The following is a 15828-nucleotide window of genomic DNA, read 5'->3' on the forward strand; positions in this document are numbered from 1 at the left end:
TTAATTGTGGTTTGTAAGTTGTAAAAACTGTTCTTCAAGGCTGTGTTTGCGTTTAACCAAATGGTTCAGACTGATGTTGTTCTGAAATAGAAATCGGTTCAAATCGGCAGCTTCCAACGGTGCTTTCAAATACACGAACAGCTTTCCGTCTTCGTCATCAATTTTTTCAACGGCCGGATGATTCTGAAGCGTTGCTTTCAGTTGATTGTTGTCGTTGGCCTGCAGTTCAAAAAAGCCTTCGTTGGTGATAATGCCATCTACGGAACCCGAGTATAGTATTTCGCCTTTGCGTAGCACAACCACGTGGGAACACACTTTTTCCACTTCATCCAAAAGGTGGGAAGCCAATAAAATAGTGGTTCCTAAAGACGCAATATGCTTAATGATATCCCGTATTTGGCGAATTCCCTGAGGATCCAATCCGTTGGTAGGTTCGTCCAGAATTAGAATTTCCGGATCGTTCAAAAGAGCTGAAGCAATAGCTAAACGCTGTTTCATTCCCAAAGAAAAAGTTCTGAATTTACTGTCTTTGCGTTCCAAAAGACCAACAACCTGTAGTTTCTCTTCCACCTTGTCGTAATGAATCCCTTTGATTTTACAAACCAGTTTCAGGTTTTCCTCGGCAGTCATGTACGGATAGAAATTCGGTCGTTCAATAATGGCGCCTACCTTTTTCAGGGCATGATGCGTATCCATTTTTCCGTCAAACCATTTGTAGTCCCCGGAAGTGCGGTTGACCACATTGAGTATGATTCCTAAAGTGGTCGATTTTCCACTTCCGTTCGGACCTAAAATGCCGTAAACATTTCCCTTTTTAATTTCAAAAGAAACGTTTTTAACTGCATGAACGCTTCCGAAACGTTTATTCAGATTTTCAATTGTAAGAATAGTTTCCAATTTTTTCGTTTTTTGATTGTTATCAATAGGACGAACAACTGTTGCTTTTGTTACCGATTTTGAAAAGAATTACTGAAAAGGTACTATGGCCGGTTTCCCGATTTGATAATCGAACAAATCGATGTCGTTGTTTTTGAAGGAGTTAAGCTTGAAAATATTATCGCCTGTTCCCGGGATGGTAGGATAATAAGCAAAGGATAACAGAAAACTGTTGAACACCAGATAGTCATTACTGATTAAAACTCCGATTCCGAATTTAGAATACAAGGGGGTTTTCAGTAGGTTCTCGTTTTGGTGGGCAATCATACCCATGGAAAAATTGGCAAACGGACTCATACGAAACCCGAGGTAATTTCCCGGTATGTAAGATTGTGTCTGGAAAGTGACCAATAATTTTTTTGTTCCCTGAATTGAATTCTGAAACCCTTCGATACCATTGGGGTCACTTAGGTTAAGCAAGTCACTTTTTGTTGGGATACGGTTGTTTCCTATGGTTAGCTGCGGTTTAATGAACTGTCGGAATTTCCAGTTGCCGTATTCAATCAAATCGGTAAAATAAAGGGCTTCGGCTCTGAATGTGGTTTGTTCGGAAGCCCCGTCATTAAAGAAACTTCCGAGTTCAAAATTGCTTCCGAAGTACCCGAAATTATGAAATCCCCCAAACGAGAAGCGTCCGCCGAAATAATTCCTTCGGATGCTGTTCTTTTCTTCAAATCCTGATGTGATTGCATAAGTTTTTCCAATCTGTACATATTCCGGAATCCCGTAATTAAAGAGGTATTTGTTTTCCACAAATCGTCGGGAAGTAATACCGATGCTGGCCAGATATAATCTTGAATTACTGAAATAATCGATGGGATCATAGGCCAGTTCGGGGCTTTCGGGATACTTTATGTTTCGGAATCGCAAGGTGGTTACAAGATTTGTAATGCGGTCGTCTTCGGTATTGCCTTTAAAAATACGGAACGAATGTCCGGCCCAATAATCCTGGGTTTCCAGTTTGAAATTCTTTAGCGCCATTACATCGTTGGTTTCACTGAGCGAATCGCGATAAAAGCGTTGTTCGAAAGCGATTCCGCCAGCCCAACGGGTAAAAGGAGAAAAGAAAACGCGGTTAATCCCGGCAGCTTTTACATGATTCTTGTCGAAATCCTCGTCGTAATGAAAAACGGTACTGATGAATGTATTTCTGAAATTGGGGATTATATAGCGCATGCCGTAGGCGGCCGTATTATCGGTAAATCGTTGTCGGAAGTTGTTTTCAAATTCATGTCCCAATCCCAAAAAATTTCGTTCCGTGATTTCCAGATTACCATTGGAAGATGAAATCGAACCGTTGGGAATCAGGCTCCAGGAATCCAGAACCGTAATGGAAATGTCGACCGAATCCTTACTGTTCGGAATCGGTACCGGTTTAATGGATACATTGCGGATGTAACGTTGTCTTTGGATTAGACGTTCGGATTCTTTAACCAAAAGCGAATCCAGTTCGTCATTTTTTTTGAACAGCAAGTGGTTACGGATGGCCCATTTTTTCGACTTGGTATGCATACTGTTTCCGGCCTTTTCAATCCATTTTTTTGGTATTTTATTCGGATTGTCTATTGCGAAACCAAACGGATCCAAGACCTCAATATTGATGTTCCGAATGATTTTGCATTCGTGCTTTTTGAATATGTTCTGTTGTTGCCGGGTTTGTTTCTTCTTTTTTGTCGGATTTGTCCGTTCTGTGGGTCTGAAGATTAACCGGTGTACAAATTTGGTGAACTTCCGTTTCTTGGAATACCGCTCAATATAGCTGTATACTTTTGTGGTATCCCTGGGCATTCTGGTTACCTGACCCAGCATAGGCTGACAAGTAAAAAGAAGTATCAAAGAAAGTAAAAGTAAACGTTTAAACATGTTGTTCTGATAAAGGAATTATCTCAACGTAATTTAGTCTTTATTGTTGTGATGGGCAACTAAAAAAGGAGTTGAATAACCTTATGCGAATTCTGTTGGCGCAATGCAGTTAAAGTTATCGGATTTAAACTCCGAATTGCCTAAGATGATGATCCAGATGTTTCCATTGGAAAACTGCCCATTCTTCGGGGGTAAATTTACCAAAAAAAGGGTGCGGATAAGTGGTGCATTGCGAAGGACCACCCTCGGAAAATTTTCGGATGGATGCGGTTATTTTTGATTTTTCCTCTTCAAAGTTACAATTGTCTGGGAAGATATAGCTTTTGTCGGTTGGGGAGTTTTTACCGAAAGGTTTGGCAATCACAACTTTAGTCTTCAAAAGAGTGCCAATAATCCGGCCAATAAAAAGACGTTTCATGAAATTCTGCCCCATGGCAGTTTCTACCGACTTGTTGCAATGTGCCAACATTTGGGCCGCGTTCATTTTCCCCCATTGTCTTGGTGAGTCAGGTGTCAGTTTCTCAATGCGCTCCAGAATTCCAGAAACATCCGATGGATTAAATAGGTTGTTCATTGTATTACCGTATTATTTTCAGTAGGTTTTTATTAGTAAGCCAAATATACAAAAAGGGGTTTCAGTTTTATCTTAAAGCCAGTTTTGTGATAAAGAAAGGCTATAATTTATCCAACGGACTGATAATTCTCCGAATCGATTTATCCGACACGTGCGTGTAAACAAAAGTGGTTTTAATGTCGTTATGCCCCAATAATTCCTGTATGAACCGAATGTCGGTACCGCTTTCCAGTAAATGGGTGGCAAAACTGTGTCGTAAGCTGTGAATACCCACTTTTTTAGAAATCCGTGCTTTTTCCAACGCTTTTTTGAATACTTCCTGTAGGGTTCTCGCGCTGTATTGGCCGCCATATTGTCCTTCAAACAGATAGGTTTTCGGCTTGTATTCGAGATAATAGGAGCGAAGTTGTTCCAGGATGCTTTCCGGTAAATTCACATAGCGGTCTTTTTTCCCTTTGCCGCGTTCTATGTGAACCCGCATGGTTTTGCTGTCGACATTTGAAATTTTCAGATTTAGGATTTCACTGAGCCGCAAACCCATACCGTAACAAAGTTTGAGCATCGTATTGTGCTTCAAATTTTCGGTTACATCAAAGATGCGTTTCACTTCATAGGTGTTTAATGCTTTCGGAAGTTTGCTTTGCTTTTTAGGACGCGGAATTTCAAGAAATATTCTTTCCTGAAGCAAAACCTTTTCATAATAAAATTTGACGGCATTGATCCGGCTGTGTAATGAGTTTTCGGTAAGTCTCAGGTCTTCAATGCAGAAAATGAGGTAATTGCGCACTTCATTTTCCCCACATTTGTTTGCGGGTAAGTTTTTCAGATAATACAAATACTGCGCAAATTCACTCACATAGGATCGAATCGTGTTCGGACTGTAGCCTTTTAATTTGAGTTGATGAACGAGTCGTTGTATTTCTCTCTGATTGACATCTGAAATTTTTGACAGAACGTATTTTCCAATGGCAAAATCTTCCGGCAAATTAAAGAGTTTTCGGTAGTCGGCTGTGTCCGGAACATACCAGGTAATTAGGTTCCAATCCCACTGGGCACCTTTCAGCGCTTTGATTTGTGCAAGGAGTATTGGATTTTTTTCAAATCGGATGAAAATAACTTTCTTATCATTAAGTTCACCAAGGGTAAAAGTAAAAGGCTTTAAATCAATCATAATGGCTTATATAGGAATAGATTCAAATATAAGAAAAATCCTCATGTAAATGAATGCATGAGGATTTTGTTTTTATGTACTTTTGTAAATTATGTACCGATTAGCTCTTGTTTTCCTTGTTGAAATACACCAGATAGTAATACATCTGTTTTTCTTCGTCCCAGCCTTTTTCTACGTATTTTTCGGCACTTTCCGGGTTGATGAAATCCAGTTTGATCTGAATGTTAGTGTCCAGTTCAATGATGTTTTTCATTTTTTTACGCGCATCCGAAACCGCCGCATTGGCAATAGGGAACGAGGTTAAATCTTCAATACTGTATTTCTCGCCTTTGTCCACTTTGTAGTTTTTGAATTCCGAAATCAAGTCCGGATTGTCAATCACTTCGTTTAAGAATAGGGATTCCTCGAAGTTGTCGTTTTTCGCAAAGTGATTTACCGCACGGTTCATGAACATTACTTCTTCTTTCTTGTCTTCTGCCGGAAGTACTACCTCTTTGGCAAAATCCTGACAGAATTTCAAATACTTTTTCGTGATGAAATTCTCATCCTGAAACGCATCCACCGATAAGAAATGCTCTAACCAGTAACGGGCGTCATAACGGTTACTGTCTACGGTTAAAATTTTGTATCCTTCTTCTTTTTTGTAGTTGAAAATCAAACAGCCTTTGTCCAGTTTGTTCAGACTGATTCCCTGTTGCAGAATCATTTCCAGATTCGTGTCTTTCTCTTCAAACTGAAGGAAATCGGCTTTGATTTCACTTTTGAAAACGCCAATCGCGTCCACTACATTGTTGTCAATCGATACATTCGTTAAGTAGGTCACATACACTTCTCCGTTTTTAATGTGCGGATGGTTGGACTGCTCGAACAAATGACGGGTAATTTTTTTAGTAACTTCGTGTACGTTGCTCGGATTCGCGAAAATCTCATTCGCAAAATTGTACATTTCGTTGTAATCCAAATCCACATCGTGTGCAAACTGAAAATAGTTTTCCTCTTTGTCTCTGAAAGGTTTAAAGAAAAATTCTTTCAGAAGCGGCATAATCTCGTCATTCAGATTATACGGTTGTTCCGAAAGGAAAATAGCTTCGTTACGACTTTTGTTTCCAACTCTGTGGATAGACAAATTGTCGATATGGGTGTTGAATAGATTGATCATTTAGGTGGTATTTTTAGATGAAAGAACCAAGAAGAAAGATCGATACTTAAATCTTGGTTCATTTATTTTAATTCGAAAAATTTCTTTTCCCTTTTTGCTTAATTCCAGTTCTCTTCGTAACCCATATCCTCAAAAGAATCATCGCCGTCGAACATATCCATGTCCTCTTCGTCAAACTCGTCTTCGAAATCGCCGTAAATGTCGTCGTTGGAAACATCGGCGCCTCTGAAACCGCTGGTAGCAGCTTCAGCTGGTAATTCACCGTGAGAGAATAACAAAGCCGGGTAGGTTTCTCCGTCTTCATTTTCTTCGATAGCGCCCAATTCCAGGAAGAAAGTCCACATGCTGAAGAAATCATACACATACACCATTTTGGTACTGTCGCGGTGTAACAAGTCGTTCAGTTTGAAATCGGCCATTGTTTTCATTTCACCGGGAACATCACCGGTATCAAACATCGGAATTTCATCTTCTTCATTCCACGTCCAATCGTCTTCACAAGTGAAAAAAGAACCTGTTTCGGTACCGTCAAAGCCAAAAGCATTAACGATGGCATTGTGCAAATCTTCTAACGTATCGTCTTCAAGAATTGCAATATCTCTGAAAATATCTTCCTCTGCATCGAGGATTACTCGGAATTTGTAAACCATGACCTTATCATTTTTTGAAAGGTCAAAGGTAATTATTATTTTAGATTTCAGATTTCCGAAATGCGTTTTGTTGATAAGATTTTAATCCGCTCTCATAGAATTCGATAGGCAAATCATCAGGATCGGATAGGAAGAAAAAACGTTTGTGCGTATATTCGTCCACACGTATCGTTTCGGCTTCGATGTGGTTGGAAAGGAGGAAGGCTCTGGCGGCTTCAATGTCGTCCACTTCAAAGGCAAGATGGCGTAATCCGACTGCTTCCGGGCGCGAAACACGCTGCGGCGGATTCGGAAATGAAAACAATTCCACGATATAGTTTCCGTTTAAAGCCAAATCGAGTTTGTGTGACTGACGTTCCTCCCGATACACTTCCTGTAGGACTTCCAAACCCAAAATTTGGGTATAAAAGTGTTTCGATTTCTCGTAATCGGAACAGATAATGGCAATATGATGGATTTTATTCAGCTGTAACACGGCTTACATGGTTTTAGTAACCGTAATGCGGTCGGCGAGTTTCTTTTTAAGTTTCGTAAACTTCTTATTTGTAGGGTATTGCCGGTTAGCCGTCATGTTGTTGAATACTAAAGCGACAATCAACAAAATCATTGCGCCGCTGAAAACAGGGAAAATCACATACCAATAGCCTAATTTCAGAATGGTTGGAGACCCCGTAACAGCAATCAGGGCAGTTGCACCACCTGGCGGATGCAAGGTCTTGGTTATCTGCATGAAAACGATAGCGAATGCTACGGCAACAGCAGAAGCCAGCCAGATCATATCGGGGAAAAGTTTGGCCGCGGTAACCCCAACGATTGCAGAAACCACATGACCACCAATAAGATTACGCGGTTGGGCAAGCGGACTCTGAATCACGCCATACACCAAAACACAAGAGGCACCAAATGAACCAATCAGAAAGACGACATCTTCTTTCGGGAGCATGTTGTATTGCAGATAGGCGATGATTCCCATCCCTACAAAAGCACCTACGAATGCCCAGAAATGTTCCTTAAAATCAACCAGTGTTTCTTTATAAAGTACATATTTCGCTTTGCGGTAGTTGCGTTTTATTTTGTGTGTGGGCATAACAATCAGTTTATGGGTTTTGGCTGATAGGTGTAAACGGTATACGGATAAATAAGTTGCGCGGTGGTTTTGGAAACCAGACAAACGATTAATATCGGAAAGAATAAGGTGTAGTCGTTTATCAGTCCGCAAATCAGAAACAACGCGGTAAACGGTGCGTGAATACTTGCACTCAACATGGCCGCCATTCCGATAATCATAAAGTTGAGCGGAATCACATTCGCATCAAAGAAAGTGTTTAAAACGGTGGCTACCAACAACCCAAGAAAGGCTCCGATAAACATACTCGGCGCAAATACACCGCCATCACCACCAGAGGCTAACGTTATCGAGGTAATTATGGGTTTCAGAAACAGAATTCCAATCATGGTTAACACGAACGAAGTTGTAAGAACCACCGATTCGGAACTTGCAAACAAGGTTTTAACCGCATGATAACCTTCGCCGTATAATTGAGGAAATAACAGTAATGAAGCACTAATAATCACAGAACCAATAATGATTTTGGTGGCATGGTTGTCGATTTTTGTAAAACGGCCTTTGATATAAAGTACGCATTTGGTCAGATAAACCGAATTGGCTCCTGCCAATACACCCAATAATAAGAAATAAGGAAAAGCGTGAAGGTGCCAGGTAGCAATGCTGACTTCAAACAAAGGTTTTTCATCTAAAATAAGGATGAAAGCATAAGCGATGGCCACAGACAAACCAGTGGTTAGGGCAAACGTTTTAGTCACTTTTTTAGAGATGACTTCAAAAGCAAACAGCATTCCGGCGATTGGACTGCTGAATAATGCTGTAATTCCGGCCGCGATTCCGGCACAAATCAGTTCGGTTTTATGACGCTTGAAAACGTTTTCTTTTTGTTGAGCGACGGAACCAATGGCGGCCGAAGCAACCACAGTAGAAACTTCAATGCCTGTGGAACCACCAAAAACTACGGTTAGCAATCCGTTGAAAAAGTGGGAGGGGATTTTATACACCGGAATTTTTTTAGTGGGCGAACCGGTACTTTCAAAAATCTCTTTAATCCCTTTGTTTTCTTTCTTTTTAAACAAGTAATGTCTCAGTAAATAAATCACGGATAGTCCGAAAACAGGGAATATTATAAAGAAAATCCAGTTTACAGTGGCTTTATGAAACAGTATTTCTTCGTAATGTTCGGTTAAATGTTTTAGTGAAACCGCTAAAAAGGCACAAAGGAATCCGATAACAATCGAAACGATACTCAGTTTCTGTAACGTGATTTTTTTGTGATTCTTGCGAAGATGTGTGGTTGTATTCATTTAAAATGAGACTTCTGACTAATTAGGAAGCACAAAAATAAGTACTGAAAAACGTAAAGTCCTTTTTGAAATGTTAAAATTTAAATTTGTTATGTAGGGGTTTAATTAACTTATATTCAGTTCTTTCTTGATTTTTGCAGGTAATTTATCTTTTATTAGCGTATAGGATTGTGTAACAAAATGGTTCCATTGTGCAGGCGACAAGTTGTTGATGTCTTCAGCTAAAACCCACTTGTAGCGGGCTACATAAGGCGCCGGTTTAAAGCCATCCCGACTGGAAAGTGTGTCGAATTCGTCATCCAATACTTTAAAGGAAGCAGAAGTGGGTGTCTGATTCAAACCAATCACACAAAACATTTTTCCGCCGATACAGAAACACAAGTCGTGTTCCCATTTGATGTCTTCGGTTACTCCGGGAAGGGATTTGCAGAGCTGTTGTAAGTCTTCGATGTTCATAGCAATTGCGCGATTTTTCTTTTTCTTAACCAAGTTTCCATGGTGTCCCAAAAACCTGGTGCGTATTTCCAGCTGAATTCGTCATTTGGCAGGCCGGTTTTAGCGACGATGCCTCCGTGTCCCATGTTTGGGATTATAAATACGGTATGATCCTTATTTTTGGCAAGGGCCAAGGCCTCCAAGATACGTGGGTAACTTTTTTGTGAATTGACGTTCCAGTCTTTTTCGGCTAATTGCCAATACACAGGGATTTTTAACTGTTTCAGATAGTCATAACTGTCAACATAAAGGTTCTTGCTTAACCAGGTCCACCATTTTTCGGAGCCAGGTGTTTTGACTCTGGGTGTTGGGAAAACTTTTGAAAACCAGGGTTTGTCTTTGTAGCTCAAATAAATGTCGTTGCCTTCTTCCCAAGTCTTGTTTTGAGCGGCCGCTACCCAGTGCTGGCGAACCATTACCATGATTTCGGCTATTTCTTCTTTGGTGAAACCATCAGCAATAAAGCTTCCTTCATATTCATGCGCTATCGTTTCGAGGACACTTTGTCCGGAACCTACACGCATTAACAAAAAGGAAACGACTTTTGATTTTGCGGCTGCCATGGAACCTACCCAACCTCCCTGACTGGTGCCAAGAATGCCTATTTTCTTTTGGTTTACTTTCGGATTGGATTTTACGGTGTTAACAGCGGCTACCACATCCTCTGCTAACGCATCTAAAGCGGCTACCTCCCAATCGCCTTGTGATTTTCCGGCGCCCTGTTTGTCGAAAGTGAAAACACCAATACCCAATTGTAAAAAGTAGGTGGTAAAGAAACTAACGCCTCGAGTGGTCGGCCCTGAACCGTGTGCGAAAACCACAACCGGATGTTTTCCTTTTGTAACGGGTAAATATAAATCGCCTTCTAAAGTATTGTTACCGCTTTTGAATGAAATCGTTTCACGGGTATGCGGGAAGATTTTTTTTCCTACGATTGATTTTCCGTTTTTGGTCTGGATTAACTCATTGGCCTTGAAATGGAAAACTAAAGTACTGTCGTTGTTTTCTTTGAAATGCGTGTCGTCAATCGGAAGTAAAGCCCCTTGTTTTAACGTTTTTAAATTAAGATACACAAGGTTGTGATTGAACTCATCGAAAATACCAAGCGTAATTTTTTCATCATTACCGAAATCATAGGTGCCTTCGTAAGAATACAACTTTTTGGGATCAACGGTATGCTGACTGAATGAGGGGATGGTAATAATAAACAGAGAAAATACAAGGATGGCCTTGTAAAAGGATTTGATTTTTTTCATGATGATTGATGATGATTGATGATATTTAATTACAAAAGAATAAAAAAAAATTAACTTATGACTTTGGTTTGGTGATTTTCTTATGAGTCTCCGGAACGGCCATCAAGGCAGCACTGCAGAACCACGGAGTTAATTCGACTTCGAAAATTTTAGCTTTTACGGCAGGGTCGGTTTCCACCAAAGCCTGCGCTTCCTCTACCGTAGTTACGTTGAAGATGAAAACGCCTCTGTAATTACGGTCGTTTTTCATGAACGGGCCCGCAACTACCAGTTTTCCTTCATCGGCGAGACGGTTGATGTTGGCCATGTGCCCTTCAAAATATTTGGCTTTTTCTTCTTTGGTTGCAGTGGTATTGCTTCCTGTTTTTAGAATGCAGAAGATATAGGTTTTCATTCCGTTGTCGTTACCACCTAACTCTTTGGCAAGCTTTTCATCGTAAACGGTTTCGGTTTTTTGGGCTGTCAATGTGTTGATGGATAGCAGCATCAGCAAGATATACAATAACTTTTTCATCGGATGTTTTTTTAATGGTATTTCAAATGTACAAAATAAACTTTGCACTCAGCTGTTTAGTCACTCTGTCGCTTGAATTACGGTTCATCCTCAAAAAATAACAATTCGGCATTCTTTTTTATACTATGTGGTTTTTCTTGAGCACATTTGTACCATCAAAACCAAACAAAATGAAAACCATACTTACTTTCTTAATTGTCTTATACAGCATAAATTTTTTTGGACAAACCACGATTTCCGGAAATGTAACCGACCGTAAAGGTAAAATCATAACCGGAGCCAACGTATTTATTGAAGGCGCTTATGACGGAGCGACCACCGATGCCGAAGGGAATTTTACCTTTACCACTATGGAAAAAGGGCTGCAAACGGTGGTAATCACTTATTTGAGTTTTGAGACTTTTAGGATGCCGGTTACCATTGAAACCTACCAGCCGCAAACGATAAAACTTCGCGAGAGTGTAAATACGTTGGATGCGGTAGTGATTTCGGCCGGAACGTTTAAAGCGGGCGACAATTCGAAAGTATCGGCGTTGAAACCCTTGGACATTGTTACTACAGCAGGGGCAGCCGGAGACATTATCGGCGCTTTGCAAACTTTACCGGGCGCGCAAATTGTGGGCGAGAGCGGAAGGTTGTTTGTACGTGGCGGGGAATCCGATGAAACCCAAACCTATGTGGACGGAATTCGAGTAGCGCAACCGTATGGAGCTACGGCGAACAATTTACCAACGCGTGGACGTTTTTCACCTTTCTTATTCAGTGGGATGACGTTTTCCACTGGCGGTTATTCGGCTGAATTTGGCGATGCGTTGTCCAGTGTTTTGTTGTTGAATACGACCAATGAAGCGGATCAGGAAGAATCGCACCTGTCTTTTATGACCGTAGGTTTGGGAGCAAGCAATACGCAGAAATGGAAGAAGAGCTCGCTGACTTTCAATACGTCCTACATCAATTTGGAACCGTATCAGAAGGTTATCAAACAGGATGTCGACTGGATTAAACCGTATCAGTCCTTATCGGGAGAAACGGTTTTCAGAAGAAATTTCGAGAACGGATTGTTTAAGTTCTATGCCGCTTTTGATTATGCGACTTTTAATCTGAACCAGAAAGACGTGAATTCGGCAACTCCGATAAATGTGGATACTAAGAACAATAATTTTTACCTGAATTCATCCTATAAAGGGAATTTCGGTTTGGGCTGGAGTATTCAAACAGGCATCAGTTTCGGTTTCGGACAAAATAAAATCGGATTGGATGTCAACGATTTGAACAACCGCGAAAACGCATCACACCTAAAGCTGAAGCTGACCAAGAAGTTTTCAGACCGAATCAATCTGACTTTTGGTGGGGATTATTTCATTACCGATTTTGATGAGACCTATAAAGACCAGAATTTTGGCGATTTTACGTATGGATACCGCAACAATATAGGAGCCGTATTTGCAGAAACGGATATTTTCTTTTCGAAGAAATTAGCGGCTAAATTGGGCGTGAGAGCGATGAACAGCGATTTGTTAGACAAAAGTGTTGCCGATCCGAGAATCTCTCTGGCATACAAGACGAGTAAAAACGGACAGGTCTCGTTAGCATATGGCGATTTTCATCAGAATCCGAAACAGGACTACCTTAAGTTTTACTCCGATTTCAATTATGAAAAAACATCGCATTACATCCTGAACTATTTGTATGCAAACAACAGAAAAACCTTGCGTGCCGAAGTGTTCTTTAAGGATTACTCCGATTTGGTGAAATACAACGGGAGTATGCCATTATTTAACAGCCAATACAACAACAACGGTTACGGTTATGCAAAAGGACTGGATGTGTTTTGGAGAGACAGCCGCTCGATTAAGAACATGGATTATTGGGTTTCCTATTCTTTTATTGACAGCAAGCGGGATTATAAGAATTATGAAGCGAAGGTTACTCCGAATTTTGTGGCCAATCATACACTGTCGGTAGTTGGGAAATATTGGGTTGAGGATTGGAAATCGCAAATCAGCGTAACCAACAGTTTTGCTACCGGACGCCCTTACGACAATCCGAACGAAACCGCCTTCATGAACGGAAAGACAAAAAACTATAACAGTTTGAGTATGAGTTGGGCGTATTTGCTTTCACAACAAAAGATTTTGTATTTTTCGGTATCGAATGTATTGGGGAATGATAACGTTTTTGGTTATCAGTATGCGAATTCCCCGGATTTGGCAGGACAATTTCAGCGCCAGGCCATCACACAACCGGCAGACCGTTTCTTTTTTATCGGGTTCTTCTGGACGATAAGTCAGGATAAGAGTAAAAATCAGTTGGAGAATTTGTAAGCTTACAGCTGTCTGCTATAAGCTGTTAGCTAAAAAAAACAATTCATCCTCAAATTTCGACAGTTCGGTAAGGATAAATTTTACAGGTATGAAAACCGACCTACATTTGACATATAAATTAAAGGTTTCAATCATTCATCATTAACAAAAATCAGTAATTAATTAAAAGAATAGAAATTATGACTAGAATTATCACATCATTAGTATTTTTTATCTGCACATTGGCATATGCTCAGTCGCCATCACAGTACGAACAGGGAATGGGAAAAGCCATGGGATTATGGAAAGAAGGAAAAACTGCGGAAGCAACTGCTATTTTCGAAAGAATCGCATCGGTAGAGAAAACAAACTGGTTGCCAAATTATTATGTGGCCTTCATCAATACAATTGAAGTATTTCAATCTCAGGATAAATCGAAAGCACCGGCTTATTTGGATAAAGCACAGCAGGCTTTGGATAACGCGTCGGCAATCAGTCCGAATAATCCCGAATTGATGGTGGCTCAGGCGATGATTTACACGGCCTGGATTGTTCAGGATCCGATGACCAACGGCATGAAGTATTCCAGCAAAGCAATGGAACAGTACTACAAAGCACAAGCGATTGCACCGGAAAACCCAAGAGTGGTGTTCTCTAAAGCCGAATTTGAAATTGGCGGAGCGAAATACTGGGGAACCGATACCAAACCAATGTGTGCGGAAATTGAACGTTCTTTAGCTTTATTCGCTAAATTTAAACCCGAAACCGCATTTCACCCAAGTTGGGGATTAGACAGAGCAAAAGAGGCTTTAGTAAATTGCGGAAAATAAATTTTTAAGTGACTCGGCAACTCAGTTACTTAGTCACTTAGTTACTCATAATAAAATGAATATATATTTAAAACATTTTTTACGTTCGATTGCCATTGGATTACTGGTTTTTTTCCTGCTGCTGTTTTTGAGCTGGATAACCGGATCGACCATTGCAATGGACCGGAAATTGCTGATGAACTTGCAGTTTACCTTGTTGTATTCGGTTTGTTTGTATATGGCGAATTCGATATTGTTCATTTATTTAGACCGAATTTTTGCCGATGACCGGTTTTCTTTTAAACGATTGCTCATAGGGTTTATAAGTTCTTTTTTTACTTCAGTTTTCATTATTTTCCTGTTGCGGGTTTTTGAAGAAGTGGTGATTAACCAAAACACGTTGGATGATTTTCTGACAAATGAACAGGCTGGGAATTATTTGGTAGCCACCATTATTACGTTCATCGTTACGCTTATTGCTCATTTGGTTTATTTCTATCGTTCCTACCAGGAGAATAGAGTTAAACAGCAGAAAATAATAGCGGGAACGGCTTCGGCAAAGTTTGAGAGTTTGAAGAATCAGATTGACCCGCATTTTTTGTTCAACAGCTTGAATGTATTGAGTTCATTGATTGAGGAAAATCCTGAAAACGCACAAAAATTCACTTCGTCGCTGTCGAAAATTTACCGCTATGTTCTGGAACAGCGTGATAAGGAATTGGTGAGTATTGAAGAAGAGCTGACTTTCGCCAAAACGTACATGAATTTATTGAAAATGCGATTCGAAAACAGTATTTTCTATGAATTACCGGCAAAAGTGAGCAATCCGGAAGCTAAAATTGTTCCGCTGTCGTTGCAATTACTATTGGAGAATACGGTAAAACATAATGTGGTAAGCGAAAAAAAACCCTTGCACATCCGCATTTTCGAACGCGATAATTGCCTGATTGTGCAAAACGATTATCAGAAAAAAGAAGTGCTGAAAGACCGTCAGGGTGTCGGACTGCAAAACATTATAAGTCGGTATGCCATTTTAACCGACAGAAAAGTCAGAATTACTCAAAGCGAAAAAGAATTTACGGTAGAATTACCGTTATTAACCAAACAGATAGGAATTATGGAAATAACCTCTCATTACAGTGATGATTCGGCCTATTACAGAGCCAAAAAAAGAGTGGAAGCCATTCGTGGTTTTTACGGAAGTTTAATATCGTACTGCGTTGTCATTCCGGTGCTGGTATTTATCAATTTGCAATTTTCCTCTAAATTCCAATGGTTCTGGTTTCCGATGCTTGGATGGGGAATCGGACTGGTAATGCACGGTATTGGCGTTTTCGGATACGGTTCGCGATGGGAAGATCGTAAAATACGGGAAATTTTAAATGAAGACAAAGAAAAACAAAATTGGAAGTAATCATGGAACGAAATTATACAGAAGAGGAACGCTATAACCTAGCTAAGAAAAGAGTACAGGAAGTTAAAGGATTTTACGGAAATCTGACCGCCTATATTGTGGTTAACATTTTCTTGGTTGTAGTTAATTTAATGACCTCTCCGGAACATTTATGGTTTTACTGGCCCATGTTGGGTTGGGGGATAGGAGTCCTTTTTCACGGATTACGTGTTTTTAATCGTATGCCTTTTTTAGGCAAAGACTGGGAAGAACGCAAGTTGAAAGAGTTTATGGAAGAAGAAGAGCGTCGTAAAAACCAATTTAAACAGTAG

The 15828-nt window shown here is 40.2% G+C and carries 16 protein-coding genes; 4 read left to right on the forward strand and 12 right to left on the reverse strand.

Annotated elements, in window-relative coordinates; genetic code table 11:
- The 12 genes from BLQ05_RS08090 to BLQ05_RS08145 all read right to left on the reverse strand — a co-directional run bounded on the left by BLQ05_RS08090 (position 1) and on the right by BLQ05_RS08145 (position 10991).
- Positions 1-897, reverse strand: coding sequence for an ABC transporter ATP-binding protein (locus tag BLQ05_RS08090; protein WP_023577042.1), 897 nt, complete (start codon positions 895-897; stop codon positions 1-3).
- Positions 898-966: 69 nt separating this feature from the next.
- A complete protein-coding gene (locus BLQ05_RS08095) occupies positions 967-2799 on the reverse strand; it encodes a hypothetical protein (protein WP_023577041.1) in 1833 nt (610 codons plus the stop codon).
- 124 nt (positions 2800-2923) lie between these two features.
- Positions 2924-3373 (reverse strand): DUF1569 domain-containing protein, encoded by a 450-nt coding sequence (locus BLQ05_RS08100; RefSeq protein WP_023577040.1) that lies wholly within the window; start codon positions 3371-3373, stop codon positions 2924-2926.
- Positions 3374-3473: 100 nt separating this feature from the next.
- Positions 3474-4544: a tyrosine-type recombinase/integrase gene (locus BLQ05_RS08105; RefSeq protein WP_023577039.1), complete on the reverse strand. Its 1071-nt coding sequence runs from the start codon at positions 4542-4544 to the stop codon at positions 3474-3476.
- Between the two features lie 100 nt (positions 4545-4644).
- A complete protein-coding gene (locus tag BLQ05_RS08110) occupies positions 4645-5703 on the reverse strand; it encodes a nucleoid-associated protein (RefSeq protein WP_023577038.1) in 1059 nt (352 codons plus the stop codon).
- A 98-nt stretch (positions 5704-5801) separates the two neighbouring features.
- Complete coding sequence (locus tag BLQ05_RS08115) at positions 5802-6353, reverse strand: IS1096 element passenger TnpR family protein (RefSeq protein ID WP_023577037.1); 552 nt, start codon at positions 6351-6353, stop codon at positions 5802-5804.
- A gap of 40 nt (positions 6354-6393) precedes the next feature.
- Positions 6394-6828, reverse strand: a complete 435-nt coding sequence (gene gloA2 / locus BLQ05_RS08120; protein ID WP_023577036.1) for an SMU1112c/YaeR family gloxylase I-like metalloprotein — start codon at positions 6826-6828, stop codon at positions 6394-6396.
- 3 nt (positions 6829-6831) lie between these two features.
- The gene (locus tag BLQ05_RS08125; protein ID WP_023577035.1) at positions 6832-7440 is read right to left on the reverse strand and encodes an HPP family protein; all 609 of its coding nucleotides are present in this window, start codon (positions 7438-7440) and stop codon (positions 6832-6834) included.
- 5 nt (positions 7441-7445) lie between these two features.
- On the reverse strand, positions 7446-8726 hold the full coding sequence (locus BLQ05_RS08130; protein ID WP_023577034.1) for a chloride channel protein: 1281 nt from the start codon (positions 8724-8726) through the stop codon (positions 7446-7448).
- A 105-nt stretch (positions 8727-8831) separates the two neighbouring features.
- A complete protein-coding gene (locus tag BLQ05_RS08135; RefSeq protein ID WP_035654690.1) occupies positions 8832-9182 on the reverse strand; it encodes an MmcQ/YjbR family DNA-binding protein in 351 nt (116 codons plus the stop codon).
- Complete coding sequence (locus BLQ05_RS08140; RefSeq protein ID WP_023577032.1) at positions 9179-10477, reverse strand: alpha/beta hydrolase family protein; 1299 nt, start codon at positions 10475-10477, stop codon at positions 9179-9181. Before BLQ05_RS08140 ends, BLQ05_RS08135 begins: the two co-directional genes overlap by 4 nt.
- 55 nt (positions 10478-10532) lie before the next feature.
- Complete coding sequence (locus BLQ05_RS08145; RefSeq protein ID WP_023577031.1) at positions 10533-10991, reverse strand: YciI family protein; 459 nt, start codon at positions 10989-10991, stop codon at positions 10533-10535.
- 170 nt (positions 10992-11161) lie between these two features.
- On the opposite strand from BLQ05_RS08145, the gene BLQ05_RS08150 reads away from it, so the two are divergent.
- The 4 genes from BLQ05_RS08150 (at position 11162) to BLQ05_RS08165 (ending at position 15828) form a co-directional block, all read left to right on the forward strand.
- Positions 11162-13315, forward strand: a complete 2154-nt coding sequence (locus BLQ05_RS08150; RefSeq protein WP_023577030.1) for a TonB-dependent receptor — start codon at positions 11162-11164, stop codon at positions 13313-13315.
- 179 nt (positions 13316-13494) lie between these two features.
- On the forward strand, positions 13495-14124 hold the full coding sequence (locus BLQ05_RS08155; RefSeq protein WP_023577029.1) for a tetratricopeptide repeat protein: 630 nt from the start codon (positions 13495-13497) through the stop codon (positions 14122-14124).
- Between the two features lie 55 nt (positions 14125-14179).
- Positions 14180-15517 (forward strand): histidine kinase, encoded by a 1338-nt coding sequence (locus tag BLQ05_RS08160; RefSeq protein WP_023577028.1) that lies wholly within the window; start codon positions 14180-14182, stop codon positions 15515-15517.
- A 2-nt stretch (positions 15518-15519) separates the two neighbouring features.
- On the forward strand, positions 15520-15828 hold the full coding sequence (locus tag BLQ05_RS08165; protein ID WP_023577027.1) for a 2TM domain-containing protein: 309 nt from the start codon (positions 15520-15522) through the stop codon (positions 15826-15828).

Source organism: Flavobacterium saliperosum (assembly GCF_900100625.1).
Classification (GTDB): domain Bacteria; phylum Bacteroidota; class Bacteroidia; order Flavobacteriales; family Flavobacteriaceae; genus Flavobacterium; species Flavobacterium saliperosum.

Bases quoted from the DNA above. Each gene is read 5' to 3' on its own strand.
- BLQ05_RS08095 (WP_023577041.1), bottom strand. From the start codon at position 2,799: ATGTTTAAACGTTTACTTTTACTTTCTTTGATACTTCTTTTTACTTGT.
- BLQ05_RS08130 (WP_023577034.1), bottom strand. From the start codon at position 8,726: ATGAATACAACCACACATCTTCGCAAGAATCACAAAAAAATCACGTTA.
- BLQ05_RS08160 (WP_023577028.1), top strand. From the start codon at position 14,180: ATGAATATATATTTAAAACATTTTTTACGTTCGATTGCCATTGGATTA.
- BLQ05_RS08145 (WP_023577031.1), bottom strand. From the start codon at position 10,991: ATGAAAAAGTTATTGTATATCTTGCTGATGCTGCTATCCATCAACACA.
- BLQ05_RS08105 (WP_023577039.1), bottom strand. From the start codon at position 4,544: ATGATTGATTTAAAGCCTTTTACTTTTACCCTTGGTGAACTTAATGAT.
- BLQ05_RS08155 (WP_023577029.1), top strand. From the start codon at position 13,495: ATGACTAGAATTATCACATCATTAGTATTTTTTATCTGCACATTGGCA.
- BLQ05_RS08110 (WP_023577038.1), bottom strand. From the start codon at position 5,703: ATGATCAATCTATTCAACACCCATATCGACAATTTGTCTATCCACAGA.
- BLQ05_RS08125 (WP_023577035.1), bottom strand. From the start codon at position 7,440: ATGCCCACACACAAAATAAAACGCAACTACCGCAAAGCGAAATATGTA.
- BLQ05_RS08165 (WP_023577027.1), top strand. From the start codon at position 15,520: ATGGAACGAAATTATACAGAAGAGGAACGCTATAACCTAGCTAAGAAA.
- BLQ05_RS08115 (WP_023577037.1), bottom strand. From the start codon at position 6,353: ATGGTTTACAAATTCCGAGTAATCCTCGATGCAGAGGAAGATATTTTC.
- BLQ05_RS08150 (WP_023577030.1), top strand. From the start codon at position 11,162: ATGAAAACCATACTTACTTTCTTAATTGTCTTATACAGCATAAATTTT.
- BLQ05_RS08140 (WP_023577032.1), bottom strand. From the start codon at position 10,477: ATGAAAAAAATCAAATCCTTTTACAAGGCCATCCTTGTATTTTCTCTG.
- BLQ05_RS08135 (WP_035654690.1), bottom strand. From the start codon at position 9,182: ATGAACATCGAAGACTTACAACAGCTCTGCAAATCCCTTCCCGGAGTA.
- BLQ05_RS08100 (WP_023577040.1), bottom strand. From the start codon at position 3,373: ATGAACAACCTATTTAATCCATCGGATGTTTCTGGAATTCTGGAGCGC.